Here is a 12,908-nt window from a genome sequence, read left to right as displayed (position 1 = left end):
GGCCTCCGGGTCACCTCTCGACGAAGCGTTCGACGTCGTCGGCGGTCGGCCGGAGCAGTCCGTCGCGTACGGCGAGGGCCGTGGCCTCGGCGCGGGAGGCGGCGCCGGTCTTGCGCAGCAGATGCTCGACGTGGGTGTGCACGGTGCGCGGCGACAGGAACAGCGCCTGGGCGATGGCCTGGTTCGTCTGACCGGTGGCCGCCCGGGTGAGGACCTCCAGCTCGCGCGGGCTGAGCCCGTACGGCAGCGGGGCGGGCGTCTCGTGCACGAGGACCGCCCGGCGCACGACCGCCGAGCCGAGGGTGTGGCGGCGGACGGTGACCCGGTACCAGTCGGACCCGACGGGCCACAGGAGGCGCAACCGGGTGCCGTGCGAGTCGGCGAACGCGCGCAGGAGACGGTGGAACTCAGTGTCCTGCAGGACCAGGGCAGGGTCCCGGCCGGGGAGTCCGAGAATGTCGTCGGCGACGACCAGGCTGGCTCGGCCGTCCGCCGGGAGGTCGGGGAGGTCGCCCGCGTGCGCGGTGGGGTCGGCCAGGACGCCCAGGGCGGGCAGGAGGGAGGCGAGCAGCCGGCGGGTCCCGGTGTCGTAGGCGTCGGGGGTCGCGGTGGAGAGGGTGATCAGGCCGACGAGGCGGCCGTGGTGGCGCAGGGCTCCGGTGACCGCGTCGCGCACGCCCGCCGGGTGCATGCGCTCGGCGTAGAACCAGCCGTCGCGGTAGCGCTCGCCCGGGTCCTCGACGTCCTCGCAGATGGAGGGCGGTATCTCGCTGCGCAGGACGTTGGTGTACCAGGGGGTCGCGACGAACTCGGCGGCCAGGGAGGCGGAGACGTCGGCGTCGTAGCCGACGCCCGCGACCTGGGCGTAGGTGCCGGTGATCGGGTCGATCTCCAGGAGGGTGGCGGCGTCGAGGGGCAGGGCGCGGCCCAGTTCGTGGAGGGCCTCCGCGCAGGCGGAGGCGGTGTCGCGTTCGCGGGTGAGCATGCCGATGCGGGTGGCGGCGGCGATCTGGTGGTGGGTGAGCATGCGAGCCTCCCGGGGCCGCCCCGAGACCGGTCAGGTCTTTTGGACCCTAACGATAGGGGTGTGCGGACAGGTGGACAAGGCATTCACCGATCCGTGACCCGAACGCCCTCCGCCGCTCGCCCGCCGGACACCTTCGGCGTCCTCCCACCGGACGCGCCGCACACGTTCGTGCCTCACCGCCGTACGCACTCCCGGCCCACCCGCCGCACACGTTCATGCCTCACCGCCGTACGCACTCCCGCCCACCCGCCGCACACGTTCGGCGCCTCCCTGCCTTACGCGTTCGGCACCTCCCTCCACCCGCCCTCGATGTCCGCCCGTCGAACGCACTCGGTATTTGTACGGATGGTGGGGCGGGGCTCCGGGGTCTTTCCTGTTCGGCACAGCACGACGCCCGCCGCTGACGGCCCCGTTCCCCTTGGAGATCCCCGCCATGACCAGACGCCCCCTTTCCGTCGCCCCGGCCTCACGCAGGCAGTTCCTCGCGTGGTCCGCCGGAGCCCTCGCCACGACCGGACTGGCCGCCACGGGCTGCAGCGCCCCGGAGAGCGGTTCCGGTTCGGCGAACTCGGCGGGCGCGTCCCCCTCCGTGAAGAAGCTCACGCAGATCGGCCTCGACTACCCGTTCACCCAGATCCCGCTCTACAGCACCCTGGTGAAGCTCTCGACGGCCGCCGCGAAGAAGCACGACGTCAAGCTGCTGACGACGAGCGACGCGAGCAACCCCGACACCCAGGCCAGCAACCTCAACACCTGGGTCACGCAGAAGATGCAGGCGATCGTGTCGTTCCCGATGGTCTTCGAGGCCACCGAGTCGATCGCCAAGGCCGCGCTCGACGCGGGCCTGATCTGGGTGACGTACGGCGGAACACTGGAGAACCAGAGCGCCGACATCCAGTTCAGCTTCCGCGAGAGCGGCACGCTGCTCGGCGAGTCGGCCGCGAAGTGGGCCAACGAAGAACTGAACGGGAAGGGGAAGATCGCGTTCCTGGTCGACAACACGATCGAGCTGGGCCGGGAGCGCACGAAGGGCATGATCGACGCGTTCACCAAACTCGCGCCCGGTGTCGACGTGGTGGCGCAGGAGCAGGCCATCGACCCCGACACGGGTCTGTCGAAGTCCAACGCGCTCCTCGCCAAGCACCGCGACCTGAACATCATCCTCGGCATCACGGACGCTGCGGCGTACGGCGGGTTCAAGGCGTTGCAGCAGGCCGGGCGGAAGAACGGCGACAAGAAGACGTTCGTCGGCGGCCAGGACGGCTCCGCCCCCTCCCTCCTCGCCATCAAGCAGGGCACGTTCTACCGGGCCTCCGCCGCCCTCGCCCCGCTGGACATCTCCAACGCCATCGTCGACGTGCCTCTCGCGGTCGCCGCCGGGAAGGCGAACCCGAGCGTCCAGGTGCCGGTGAAGCTGCTAGAGCGCGGCGACACGGCGGAGATCGACGCGCTGCTCGCCCAGAACGGATAGGGCCGCGCGATGGCCGACACGAGCGACATCGACGGGACAGCCAATCCGCCCAATCTGCGGATCACCTCGCTGAGCAAGTCCTTCGGTGGTGTGCGGGCACTGGACGGGGTGGACCTCACCGTGCCCGCGGGGCAGGTCCATGCCCTGCTCGGGCACAACGGCGCCGGCAAGTCCACGCTGATCAAGTGTCTCGGCGGCGCGTTCCCGCCGGACGCGGGGACGATCGAGGTGGGCGGCGTCCCGTACACCCGGCTCAGCCCGCGCGAGTCGATCGCGGCCGGGGTGGCGATCATCTTCCAGACGCTGAGCGTCGTGGACTCGCTGACCGTGGCGGAGAACATCTTCCTCGGCCAGGAGTGGACCCGGTACGGCCGCATCGACCGCCGGGCCCAGGAGAAAGTGGCCGCCGAACTCCTCGACCGGGTCGCCGCGAGCTGCTCACCCCGCGACCGGGTGGGTGAACTGCCCATGGGTCAGAAGCAGTTGGTCGAGATCGCCAAGGCCCTGAGTCGCAGCGCCTCGGTCCTGGTCCTGGACGAGCCCACGGCTGCCCTCTCCGGCACCGAGAGCGATGCCCTCGCCACCCGCGTGGAGGACCTCCGCACCCAGGGCCTCGCCATCGTCTACGTCACCCACCTCCTGGCGGAGGTCGAACGGCTGGCGGACGCGGTGACCGTACTCCGCGACGGCCGGGTCGCCCATCAGACGGCGACGGGGGGCCACAACCGCCGGGACCTGGTGGAGGCGATCACGGGCAGCCGGGGAACCGGGTCGGCGGTACCCGCCGGGAACGGGCCGAGCGCGGGCCGTGGCCCGGCGAGCGGTACCGCGGACGGCTCTGGCATCGAGGTCGCGGTCGTCCCGGACCGCGACGCCGCCCCGCCCGGCGAGCCGGGGCCCGCCGGGCCCCGCGGCCGCGAGGGCTGCTCCTCGGCGGAGACAGACGACCGCCACCGCCGGTCCGGCGGCGCGTCGCCGAGCGCGGGCGGGACGGCGGCGCGTCGGACCACCGCATCCGGTGGTGAAGCTCCGGCCCCCGCCTCACCCGGCACCCACTCCCCCGCCCGCCTCACCGTCCGCGGCCTGCGCGGCCCCGGCTTCGGTCCGGTCGACCTGACCGTCGAGGAGGGCGAGATCGTGGGGCTGTACGGGCTCATCGGGTCCGGGCGGACGCGGGTGCTGGAGACCCTGTTCGGCAGGCGGCGGGCCCTGGAGGGTGCCGTGCGCGTCGGTGAGCGGGCCGTCTCGCCCGCCCGGCCCGCCGAGGCGCTGGCCGCCGGGATCGCGCTCGTGCCGGCCGACCGGCGGGCGCAGGGGCTGTTCCCGGGGCTGAGCGCGCAGGACAACGTGTTGCTGCCGAGCGTGCGGGCACTGGCCCGGCGCGGGGTGCGGGCGCTCGGGGCAGAGCGGCGGGTGTTCGGCTCGCTCGCCGAGGCGGTCGGGCTGCGGCCCGCGCGGCCGGGGCTGCCGGCCTCGGCGTTCTCCGGCGGCAACCAGCAGAAGCTGCTGCTCGGCCGCTGGATCAACGAAGCGCGAGCCGTGGACGTCCTGCTCCTCGACGAGCCGACCCAGGGCGTCGACGTCGGCGCCCGTCAGGAGATCTACGACGTCGTGTCCTCGCTCGCCGAACAGCGCGGTACGGCCGTGCTGTTCGCGTCCAGCGACCCGGAGGAGGCGGCCGGGCTCGCCCACCGCTGTCTGATCGTCGACCGGGGCCGGATCGTCGCCGAACTCTCCGGCGCCGAACTCACCGAAGAGTCCCTGCTGGCCGCCGTCCACGACGCGGGGCCGACCGCACCTTTCACCCCGTCCCACGAAGGAGCAGCATGACCACCGTGACCGCCGCCGAGCGCGTCGTCCCCGGCCCGCGCGCGCTGGTCGCGCACGGGCTGACGACGGTTCGGCGCCATCCTCTGCTCGTCGTCCTCACCCTGCTGGTGCTGGTGTTCCAGCTGTCCACCGGCAGCTTCCTCGACCCCGGCAACCTGCGCGGGATCGCCACCGACGCGGCGGCCCTCGCGATCGTCGCCGTCCCCCTGGCGCTGCTGGTCATCAGCGGCTATCTGGATCTGTCGGTCGGCTCGACGCTGGCGCTCGGCGCCCTGACGGCGGGCTGGCTCGCGGGTGAGCAGGCCCAGTCGCCCGTGGTCGCCGTCCTCGGGGCGCTGGCCGTCGGCGCGGCGGTCGGTGCCGTGAACGGGGTGCTCTGCTGCTATCTGGGGCTGTCGCCGTTCATCGTGACGCTGGGCATGCTGGCGGCCGTGCGCGGGCTGGCACAACAGCTGTTCCCGTTGCCGCTGAGCGGTTTCGGCGACGGTTTCGCATGGCTGGGCGGGGCGCGGATCGCCGGGATCGCGGCGCCCGTGGTCATCGCCGCCGCCGTCCTCGTCGCCGGGGCACTGTTCCTGGCGTACACGCCGACCGGACGGCACGTGTTCGCGATCGGCGTCAACCGGGAAGCCGCCTACCTCTCCGGCATCGACGTCCGCCGTACGCCGTTCACGCTGTTCGTCGTCACCGGTACGGCCGCCGCGCTGGCCGGAGCGATCAAGGCGTCCGTGCTGGACAGTGTGGTCGCGGGCACCTCGGGCACGGGCTTCGAGCTGACCGTGCTCACCGCCGTGCTGCTGGGCGGGGTCGCGCTGAGCGGCGGCTCCGGTTCCGTTCTCGGGGTGCTGCTCGGCGTGCTGTTCCTGGGTTGCCTGCAGAACGGGCTGACACTGCTGAGCGTGCCGACGTTCTGGCAGCAGATGGCCCAGGGCGTGGCCCTGGTGGCGGGCGCCGCGCTCGCCTACTTCGGCCCACGCGCGACCCGATGACCGACCCGACGACCGACCCGACGACCGACGCCCCGCCCTCCCCCTCGCCATCCCCCTTCTCAGACATCCCGGAGAGGTCCTCGTGAGCGACACTTCCCCCACCCTCGTCCTGACCGGCGGTCAGGTCATCACCGTCGACACCGCCTTCTCGGTCGCCGAGGGCGTGGCCGTGCGCGGCCGGGAGATCATCGCGGTCGGCACGGACGCCGAGATGCGCGCCCTGGCCGGACCGGCGACGAGGATCGTCGAGCTGGCCGGGCGGACCGTGCTGCCGGGTATCAACGACTCGCATCTGCACGGCGCCGCGTACGGCCTGTCCAAGCCGCCGTTCTCCCTCTACGTCGGCCATCCGGCGGTCGGCTCGATCACCGACATCGCCGGGGTCGTGGGCGCGGCGGCGCGGGCTGCGGCGCCCGGCGAGTGGATTGTCGGCCTGGGCTGGGACCCCGGCTACCTCGCCGAGTGCCTCGCCGATCCGGGCCGCCTCCCGCACCGCGGTGATCTGGACACGGTGGCGCCCGACCACCCCGTCTGTCTGACGGACTTCTCGCAGCACATGGTGTGGGCCAACAGCGAGGCGCTGCGCCGCTGCGGGATCGACGCCGACACCGAAGCCCCCGACGGCGGGATCATCGACCGGGACGCCGACGGCCGGCCCACCGGCATCCTGCGCGAGGCCGCCGCCGTCCTGCTGCAGGCCGCCCTGCCCTCCCCCACCGTCGCCCAGCGCCGCGAGGCCATCCGGAGGGTCGTCGCCGAACTCCACTCCCGCGGCATCACCAGCTACACCGAGCCGGGCCTCGGCCCCGGCGGCTCCGAGACCCTGTTCGGCGGGCTGAGCACCGACAACTGGACCGCGTACGCCGACCTGGCCGCCACCGGCGGTCTGCACGCCCGCGTCAGCGTCCTCCTCCTGCCCGCGCCGATGGGCGGCTCCGCCGACGACGTCCGCAAGGGCCTCGGCGAACTCCACCGCCCCGAGTCCGCCGACCCCCGGCTGCTCAACGCCATCGGCGTGAAGATCTTCGCCGACGGGGTGCCCCCGAACCGTACGGCCTGGATGAACGAGCCCTACCTCGACGGCGGCCACGGCTCCCTCTGTGTGCACGGGCGCACGCCCGAGCTCCAGGTCGACGAGCTGTTCGACATGATCCGCGTCGCCCACGAGGCCGGATACCAGCTGGGCGTCCATGTCACCGGCGACCGGGCCATCGACCTCGTCGTGGACGCGTTCGTGGCAGCGCAGGAGGCCGTGCCGCGCCCGGACGCCCGGCACTACGTCATCCACGGCGACTTCATCGGTGCGGACAGCATCGCCCGGCTGGCCGCGCACGGCTACGGCGTCAACATGAACCCGGCCATCAAGTGGACGATCTCCGACCTGATGGCGGAGGTCGTGGGCGCGGAACGGTCGGCGTACCAGTGGCCCGCGCGCTCGGCCTTCGACGCGGGGGTCGCCGTGTGCGCCAGCTCGGACGCGCCGATCACCGAACCCGACTGGCGGCAGGGTGTCGCCGGGATGCTGCTGCGCGAGTCGAAGGCCAGCGGCAAGGTCAGCGGACCCGAACAGCGCGTGGAACTCGCCGAGGCGCTGCGGGCGTACACGATCAACCCCGCGCGGCAGGACTTCGCCGAGGAGTGGAAGGGGTCCGTGGAGGTGGGCAAGGTGGCCGACCTGTGCGTCCTGGACCGGCCTCTGCTGGACATCGACCCGCGTGACATCACCGGGGTCCGGGTGGACATGACGGTGTTCGACGGCGGAGTCGTCTTCGAACGCTGAGCCGCTCGGTGCGAGGGGCCGGCGCCGCGAGTGCGGCGCCGGCCCCGCTGTGCTGTCAGCCCGTCAGCGCCGTCACCCGCCGCATGACCTCCTTGCAGAAGGCGCCCACCCCGTCGGGGTCGTCGATGAACTGGTTCGGCTTGACGCAGAAGGTCGTGAAGCCCTGCTCCAACTGCTCCGGTATCGAGGCGAGGGCGGCGCCGAGGTCCGCCGGGGCGTGGTCGTCGGGGAAGACCGCCTGGGTGCCGCCGATCATCTCCAGGTCGGCGGCGTCCCGTCCGGCGGCGGCCATCGCCTCGTCGAGCGCCTTCAGGTCGTCCGGGGTGGGCCGCCCGAGCGGGTGGAAGCCGTGGCCGTGGCGGACCAGCCGGCGCAGTACGGGACCGTGCAGGCGCTGTCCGCCGAACCACAGCCTCGGACCCTCGGGGCGGTACGCCTTGGGCTCGAAGTAGACGTCCCGGAACGGGTAGTGCTCGCTGTCGTGGGAGATCGGGGACGGCCCCCAGGCCTTCGCCCAGACCTCCAGGTGCTCGTCGAGCAGCCGTCCGCGCCTGGCGAAGGGCACGCCGAGCGCGTCGTACTCGTCCTTGCTCCAGCTGACCGTGGGCTGCACCAGCAGCCGTCCCTCGCTGAGCAGGTCCAGGGTGCCGAGTTCCCGGGCCATCAGCAGGGGGTGGCGCAGCGGGGCGAGGACGGCCGCGGCGGCCAGGCGCAGGCGCTCGGTGACGGAGGCGATGGACGCGAGGAGGAGCAGTGAGTTGGGCCAGGGGGTGTACGGGTCCTGATTGCCGGGGAGGGCGTAGTCGCGGGGGTTGCCCATGATGCCGTCGGCGGCGGCGTCGGGGCCGAGCACAATGTGTTCGCTGACCATGACGGAGTCGAACCCGGCGTCCTCGGCCTCGCGCGCCCACCGTACGGCGGCGGGCAGGTCGGCGCGGCCGCCGGTGAGGGTCCAGTTCTCGCTGAGGACCAGCAGCATGCGGGGGGCGGTGCTCATGGGGTATTCCCTCTTCTCCGTACAATTTGACACCGAATGACCGAACCATCGATCCAAGGAGCACCCGTGCCCGGCCAGCGATCCATCACCGAAGCCGAGAAGCTCGCCGCGGCGAAACTGGGGGACTTCCCCATCCGCCGGGACCAGATGGCGGCGGTGGCGAACATCTACCGGGCCGCCTCGGCCGTGCGGCAGCACCTGGAGAACTCCGTGCTGCGCGGCTCGGACCTGACCTGGACGGCGTTCGTGGTGCTGTGGGTCGTGTGGGTGTGGGGCGAGTCCGAGACCCGGCACGTGGCGGAGGAGGCGGGCATCTCCAAGGGCACGCTCACGGGGGTGGCCCGCACGCTGGAGTCGCGTGGGCTGGTGCGTCGGGCGGCCCATCCGACGGACGGCCGGCTGGTGCTGCTGAGCCTCACCGACGCGGGCGAGGAGCTGATGCGGCGGGTGTTCCCGGCGTTCAACGAGGAGGAGACCTTCGTCACCGGGCAGCTCAGCGACGCGGAGTGCCGAAGCCTCGCGGAGGGGCTGCGCAGTGTCGTGCTGCAGGTGGAGGAGCACGGCGAGGAGCGCCGGCTCACCCTGCTGAACGGCGCCGAGCCCGCGCCCCGTCGCAGCGGTCGGCGCCCGAAGGCCTGAGGCCGCCGCACATGGCGCACGAGTCCTTCCACGTCTGCGCCTTTCATGTCGTTTGGATTCAAACAAGGTAGGCAGACGGGGAACCACGGTCAAGAGCCGGCGGTAATTCGTTTGCGGGGGCGGAGCACGCGACCCCAGGATCTGCCCATGCTCATCAACGACGCCTTCCTGCTGCTGCCCCTCGCCACCGCCTCGCCGGTGCGGGCGCAGCAGCAGACCGGCCGACCGTGGGGACCGACACCGCCCCGGTCATGACGGCCGCGCTCCTCGCGGGGCTCCTCGCCGGCTATGGCATCGCCATCCCCGTCGGAGCCGTCGCGACCTACCTCGTCTCCCTCACCGCCCGTACGTCCCTGCGGACCGGAGCCTGCGCCGCACTCGGCGTCGCCACGGCCGACGGACTGTACGCCCTGCTCGCCGCCCTGGGCGGTACGGCCCTCGCGGCCGCCCTGCAACCGGTGCTGGTGCCCCTGCGCTGGGCCTCCGCCCTGGTACTCCTCGCCCTGGCGATACGCGGCACGGTCACGACCCTGCGCCAGTACCGCGCCCGGCGGCTCACCACTCGCCCGCAGCGGGACCCGGTGAGCCCGGCCCGCGCCTACGTCGCCCTCCTGGGGATCACCCTCCTCAACCCCACCACGGTCGTCTACTTCGCCGCGCTCGTGCTCGGCAGCCGCGCCACCGACGCCGTCGGCCCACTGGAACAGGCGGTGTTCGTCCTCGCCGCGTTCCTCGCCTCCGCGAGCTGGCAACTGCTGCTGGCGGGCGGCGGAGCGCTGCTCGGCCGGGCACTGACCGGACACCGGGGACGGCTGGTGACGGGGCTCCTGTCGAGTGCCGTGATCGCTGTGCTGGCGGTACTCATGCTGGGGCCGTCGCCCAATGCCTGAAGCGGTCCGTGAAGGCGGGCAAGTCCCGTGTGCGGGTGGCCGGACGAGGATGAATCCGGAAGGGGCGGGTGTTGAATGCGGGGACAGTCCGTACACGACAACAAGGGACGGTACTCATGCCACTTGAGGGCGAATACGTGCCCAGCCCGACGCAGTGGGTGCGCGAGCAGGTCGAGTTGTACGAGAGCTCGGGCGGCACGCAGGGGACGACGTTGCTGGACACGGGCCTGCCGGTCATCGTGCTCACCACGCGCGGCGCGAAGAGCGGGAAGCTGCGCAAGACCCCGCTGATGCGGGTGGAGCACGACGGGCGGTACGCGGTCGTGGCCTCGCAGGGCGGGGCGCCCAAGCACCCGGTCTGGTACCACAACCTCAAGTCCGACCCCCAGGTCGAGCTCCAGGACGGGCCCGCCCTCCAGGAACTGACCGCGCGCGAGGTCACCGGGGACGAGAAGGCCGAGTGGTGGGACCGGGCGGTCGCCGCGTACCCGCCGTACGCGGACTACCAGAAGCAGACCGACCGGGAGATCCCCGTCTTCGTGCTGGAGCCGGCGAAAGGGTGACGGCCCACCGGCCGCGGCACCGGGCAACTCACCGACGGTGACGGAGAGCGTGTCGCGGGTGCCGGAAAGCGTGGAGAAAGAACTTTCGACACGTCGCGAATGATCCCCCGCGCACCGGGCACCCGAGTCTCAGGCCCCGCCGCGTTCCCCCGTCGCGGCGGGGCTTTCCCCTGCCCGCTCCCCCCAGCCCGTCTTCTCCGTCACGTCGAGGAAGATCTGGTCGGCCTCGGGGACGACGTGGGCGATGGAGCCCTTGATACGGACGGCGACCTCCTCCACCTCCTCGCTGTCGAGGCCGGGGACGAGGTCGACCCGGGCCGCCACAAGGGTGGAGTCCAGGCCGAGTTGCATGGTGAGCAGGGCCTCCACGCTGTCGATCTCGGGCTGCGCCTCCAGCAGGGAACGGATCTTCCGGCTGGGTTCGGGGTCGGCGGCGACCCCGATGAGCTGTTCACGGGCGTCCCGCCCGAGCCAGTAGGCGACGTACACGAGCAGCGCCCCGATCGCGAACGAGGCGGACGCCTCCCAGATCACCTGGCCGGTCACCATGTGCAGGGCCATCCCGGCGATCGCGAGGGTCACGCCGAGCACCGCCGTGCCGTCCTCGGCGACGACCGTACGCAGCGCCGGGTCCCGGAGTCCGTCGACGCCGCCCTGCCCCCGCACCTGGTGCAGGGCGCGCAGCAGTGAGGCGCCCTCGGACAGGAGTGCCACCCCGAGGACGGCGATGCCGACGACATAGCCGTCGTAGGACTCCACGCCATCGGCCGTCAGGGCGTGGACCGCCTGATAGAAGGAGAAGCACCCGCCCATCACGAAGATGCCGACGGCGGCGAGCAGGGACCAGAAGAAGCGCTCCTTGCCATAGCCGAAGGGGTGCCGGCTGTCGGCGGGGCGGCGGCTGCGGCGCAGCGCGGCGAGGAGGAAGACCTCGTTCAGGCTGTCGGCTACCGAGTGGGCGGCCTCCGAGAGGAGGGCGGGCGATCCGGCGAGGAGTCCACCGACGGTCTTGGCCACGGCGATCACGAGGTTGGCGCCGAGGGCGACGAGGACGGTGATCCGGGTCCTGTGGTCCTCCCGCGCCTTGCTCTCCTCATGGCTTCCCGGTCCTTCGAGAACCGCCCCGCCCCGGTCGTCCGTCGTCTCCGTGCCTGCTGATGTCCGCGTCACTTCCGCCGACTGCCCCGGCCCGTCGCGCTCACACCGTGGGTGTCGCGGAAATCGGGGAACTCCATCAGGGCATACGTATCCGGACGGACCGGAAGGACGGACGGCATGAGTGTCGGCGAGGGGAACGAGGCGTACGGGAGGAAGGCGTTCGAGCGGTCCAGGAGCCACTTCGCGGACCGGATCACGGCCGACGGCCGGGACGGCTGGCCCGTGGCGGCGGGCCGCTACCGGCTGGTGGTCAGCCGGGCCTGCCCCTGGGCGAGCCGGGCGGTGATCTCCCGGCGGCTGCTGGGCCTGGAGGACGCCCTGTCGATGGCCGTCGCCGACCCGATCCAGGACGACCGTAGCTGGCGGTTCACACTCGACCCCGACGGCCGCGACCCGGTCCTCGGCATCCGGTTCCTGAAGGAGGCGTACGACGCGCGGGAGAGCGACTATCCCGGCGGTGTCAGCGTCCCTGCGATCGTCGACGTGCCGAGCGGCGAGCTGGTCACCAACGACTACCAGCGACTCACCCTCGACCTCGCCACCGAGTGGACCGACCTGCACCGCAAGGGCGCGCCCGACCTGTACCCGGCGGCCCTGCGCGACGAGATCGACACGGTGATGGCCGAGGTCTACAAGGACGTGAACAACGGGGTGTACCGGGCTGGATTCGCCACGGGCCAGGAGGAGTACGAGAAGGCCTGCGCCGGTGTGTTCCGGCGGCTGGAGGCGCTGTCGCAGCGGCTGGCGCGGCAGCGCTACCTCGTCGGGGAGACGATCACGGAGGCGGACATCCGGCTCTTCACCACGCTGGTGCGTTTCGACCCCGTCTACCAAGGTCACTTCAAGTGCAACCGCTGGAAGCTGGCCGAGGACCGGGTGCTCTGGGCTTACGCCCATGATCTCTTCCAGACCCCCGGATTCGGCGACACCGTCGACTTCGACCACATCAAGCGGCACTACTACCAGGTGCACACGGGCATCAACCCGACCGCCGTGGTGCCGCTCGGGCCCGATCTGGTGGGCTGGCTCACGCCCCACGGCCGCGAGGACCTGGGCGGCAGCCCGTTCGGCGACGGGACGGCCCCGGGGCCGGTGCCCGCCGCCGAGGTCGTGGCCCCGCAGGGTCGTCCCTGACCGACCACATCACCGCAGGCAAGAAGGAGGACCAGATGTCCAAGAAGAAGAAGCTCCCGCTCGCCTACCAGCCCCTGGGGTTCGCCCTCGGCTGGGCGGGCGGTGCGCTGGCCTCGCTGGCGTTCCGCAAGACCTGGAAGCTGATCCGGCACGAGGACGACGCGCCCGACGCCCTGGACCGGGACCGCGGCTGGGGCGAGGTGCTGTTCGCGGCGGCCGTGCAGGGCGCGATCTTCGCGGTCGTGCGCAGCGCGGTGGACCGCACGGGCGCCAAGGCCATCGAGCGGTCCACCGGGGTGTGGCCGGCCACCGAGAAGGGAGGCCGGGACTGACGTTCGGGGCCTGCCCGGTGCCCCGCCGGTCCGGGGCACCGGGCAGGCCCCGGACGCGCCGGTGCCCGTGCCCCGGCAGGCAACGTTCGCCCGACGGG

The 12,908-nt window shown here is 72.3% G+C and carries 12 protein-coding genes; 9 read left to right on the top strand and 3 right to left on the bottom strand.

Annotation, left to right across the window (positions count from 1 at the left end; translation table 11 throughout):
• Nucleotides 1-10 precede the first annotated feature (10 nt).
• Entirely contained in the window at nt 11-1,027 is a 1,017-nt protein-coding gene (locus OG858_RS42245) for a LuxR C-terminal-related transcriptional regulator (protein ID WP_086754031.1), read from the bottom strand.
• A gap of 433 nt (nt 1,028-1,460) precedes the next feature.
• Between OG858_RS42245 and OG858_RS42240 the strand changes: the two genes are divergently transcribed.
• The 4 genes from OG858_RS42240 (at nt 1,461) to OG858_RS42225 (ending at nt 7,097) form a co-directional block, all read left to right on the top strand.
• Nucleotides 1,461-2,498 carry a sugar ABC transporter substrate-binding protein gene (locus tag OG858_RS42240; RefSeq protein WP_328543897.1) on the top strand — a complete coding sequence of 346 codons (1,038 nt, stop codon included), beginning with the start codon at nt 1,461-1,463 and terminating at the stop codon, nt 2,496-2,498.
• Between the two features lie 9 nt (nt 2,499-2,507).
• On the top strand, nt 2,508-4,328 hold the full coding sequence (locus OG858_RS42235; RefSeq protein ID WP_328543898.1) for a sugar ABC transporter ATP-binding protein: 1,821 nt from the start codon (nt 2,508-2,510) through the stop codon (nt 4,326-4,328).
• Nucleotides 4,325-5,317 (top strand): ABC transporter permease, encoded by a 993-nt coding sequence (locus OG858_RS42230; protein WP_319065408.1) that lies wholly within the window; start codon nt 4,325-4,327, stop codon nt 5,315-5,317. The genes OG858_RS42235 and OG858_RS42230 overlap by 4 nt, the downstream gene beginning before the upstream one ends.
• Nucleotides 5,318-5,399: 82 nt before the next feature.
• Entirely contained in the window at nt 5,400-7,097 is a 1,698-nt protein-coding gene (locus OG858_RS42225; RefSeq protein WP_328543899.1) for an amidohydrolase, read from the top strand.
• Between the two features lie 55 nt (nt 7,098-7,152).
• Here the strand turns inward: OG858_RS42225 and OG858_RS42220 are convergent, their stop codons facing one another.
• On the bottom strand, nt 7,153-8,094 hold the full coding sequence (locus OG858_RS42220) for a TIGR03619 family F420-dependent LLM class oxidoreductase (protein WP_319319299.1): 942 nt from the start codon (nt 8,092-8,094) through the stop codon (nt 7,153-7,155).
• A 66-nt stretch (nt 8,095-8,160) separates the two neighbouring features.
• Between OG858_RS42220 and OG858_RS42215 the strand changes: the two genes are divergently transcribed.
• From OG858_RS42215 to OG858_RS42205, 3 genes are all read left to right on the top strand, one after another.
• On the top strand, nt 8,161-8,733 hold the full coding sequence (locus OG858_RS42215; protein WP_086752472.1) for a MarR family winged helix-turn-helix transcriptional regulator: 573 nt from the start codon (nt 8,161-8,163) through the stop codon (nt 8,731-8,733).
• A 251-nt stretch (nt 8,734-8,984) separates the two neighbouring features.
• Nucleotides 8,985-9,623, top strand: coding sequence for a LysE family transporter (locus tag OG858_RS42210; RefSeq protein WP_328543900.1), 639 nt, complete (start codon nt 8,985-8,987; stop codon nt 9,621-9,623).
• Nucleotides 9,624-9,739: 116 nt separating this feature from the next.
• A complete protein-coding gene (locus tag OG858_RS42205) occupies nt 9,740-10,186 on the top strand; it encodes a nitroreductase family deazaflavin-dependent oxidoreductase (RefSeq protein ID WP_086747061.1) in 447 nt (148 codons plus the stop codon).
• Between the two features lie 129 nt (nt 10,187-10,315).
• Here the strand turns inward: OG858_RS42205 and OG858_RS42200 are convergent, their stop codons facing one another.
• The gene (locus tag OG858_RS42200; RefSeq protein WP_086747062.1) at nt 10,316-11,356 is read right to left on the bottom strand and encodes a cation diffusion facilitator family transporter; all 1,041 of its coding nucleotides are present in this window, start codon (nt 11,354-11,356) and stop codon (nt 10,316-10,318) included.
• Nucleotides 11,357-11,461: 105 nt separating this feature from the next.
• Here OG858_RS42200 and OG858_RS42195 point away from each other — a divergent pair, with 105 nt between their 5' ends.
• Nucleotides 11,462-12,478, top strand: coding sequence for a glutathione S-transferase family protein (locus OG858_RS42195; protein ID WP_328543901.1), 1,017 nt, complete (start codon nt 11,462-11,464; stop codon nt 12,476-12,478).
• Nucleotides 12,479-12,513: 35 nt separating this feature from the next.
• The gene (locus OG858_RS42190; RefSeq protein WP_037698587.1) at nt 12,514-12,810 is read left to right on the top strand and encodes a DUF4235 domain-containing protein; all 297 of its coding nucleotides are present in this window, start codon (nt 12,514-12,516) and stop codon (nt 12,808-12,810) included.
• The last annotated feature ends 98 nt before the right edge of the window (nt 12,811-12,908 follow it).

Origin of the sequence: Streptomyces europaeiscabiei, assembly GCF_036346855.1 — a bacterium.
In the GTDB taxonomy this organism is placed as follows: Bacteria; Actinomycetota; Actinomycetes; order Streptomycetales; family Streptomycetaceae; genus Streptomyces; species Streptomyces europaeiscabiei.
Note: the sequence above shows the minus strand (reverse complement) of the source record. Positions and strands in the feature narration are given on the sequence as shown.

What these genes read in the sequence shown, in the direction of transcription:
- OG858_RS42245 (WP_086754031.1), bottom strand. Translation starts at nt 1,027, where the DNA reads ATGCTCACCCACCACCAGATCGCCGCCGCCACCCGCATCGGCATGCTC.
- OG858_RS42240 (WP_328543897.1), top strand. Translation starts at nt 1,461, where the DNA reads ATGACCAGACGCCCCCTTTCCGTCGCCCCGGCCTCACGCAGGCAGTTC.
- OG858_RS42235 (WP_328543898.1), top strand. Translation starts at nt 2,508, where the DNA reads ATGGCCGACACGAGCGACATCGACGGGACAGCCAATCCGCCCAATCTG.
- OG858_RS42230 (WP_319065408.1), top strand. Translation starts at nt 4,325, where the DNA reads ATGACCACCGTGACCGCCGCCGAGCGCGTCGTCCCCGGCCCGCGCGCG.
- OG858_RS42220 (WP_319319299.1), bottom strand. Translation starts at nt 8,094, where the DNA reads ATGAGCACCGCCCCCCGCATGCTGCTGGTCCTCAGCGAGAACTGGACC.
- OG858_RS42210 (WP_328543900.1), top strand. Translation starts at nt 8,985, where the DNA reads ATGACGGCCGCGCTCCTCGCGGGGCTCCTCGCCGGCTATGGCATCGCC.
- OG858_RS42205 (WP_086747061.1), top strand. Translation starts at nt 9,740, where the DNA reads ATGCCACTTGAGGGCGAATACGTGCCCAGCCCGACGCAGTGGGTGCGC.
- OG858_RS42195 (WP_328543901.1), top strand. Translation starts at nt 11,462, where the DNA reads ATGAGTGTCGGCGAGGGGAACGAGGCGTACGGGAGGAAGGCGTTCGAG.
- OG858_RS42190 (WP_037698587.1), top strand. Translation starts at nt 12,514, where the DNA reads ATGTCCAAGAAGAAGAAGCTCCCGCTCGCCTACCAGCCCCTGGGGTTC.